Origin of the sequence: Rubneribacter badeniensis, assembly GCF_002899695.1 — a bacterium.
Classification (GTDB): Bacteria; Actinomycetota; Coriobacteriia; order Coriobacteriales; family Eggerthellaceae; genus Rubneribacter; species Rubneribacter badeniensis.
On sequence record NZ_PPEL01000179.1, the window covers coordinates 1 to 632 of the forward strand.

Consider the following 632-nt stretch of genomic DNA (forward strand, 5'->3'; position numbering starts at 1 on the left):
GCGTGCCGAACGTCTCGGTGTTGGCCTGGTCGAGCATCTCCATGCAGCGCAGGTTCACCTCGCCCACGCGCAGCGCGAGCGGCAGCAGCTCGTCCGCGCCGGCCTCGTTGTCGGCGAGCGAAGCCAAACCCTGGTGAAGGAAGGCCGACACCGCCTCGTCGCGGTAGCCGAGCACGGCCGCGTGGTAGGCATAGGCGGCTACGCCGCGCAAGCCGAACAGCACGAGCGACTTAAGCGAGCGCACATCCTCCGGCGCGTTCCACAAGAGGGCCAGATCGTAGTCGGAAGCGGCCTCCACGCCGAGCGCGGCGGCGATGCGGTCGCGCTCGGCGTGCGCTCGAGCTGTGAGCGCACGCAGCGACGCATCATCGAAATCGACGTTGGTGAGCGTGGCGAACAGGCCTTCCATTGCCACGTTATCGGCCTCGTCGCACACCGCCGCCTTCACGCCTTCGGCCGCTTTCGCCGCCTGCACCGTGAGTGCGAGACCTACAAGTGCGCCGGTCAACTCGTCTTGCACCTGCGCTGTGGCCGCCGTCTTGCCGCACACACCCGCCGCGCCCATGCACCCGGCGCATCCGGCAGTTTGCTCGCATTGGAAGCAGAACATCGTGGTGTCCATACCGTCGTCC

Annotated in this window: 1 protein-coding gene; it reads right to left on the reverse strand. The window is 67.7% G+C overall.

The annotated features are described in order from the left end of the window. The coding region (locus C2L80_RS13535) for an anaerobic carbon-monoxide dehydrogenase catalytic subunit (protein ID WP_476707488.1) at positions 1–622 on the reverse strand (622 nt) is incomplete at its 3' end. Between the last annotated feature and the right edge of the window lie 10 nt (positions 623–632).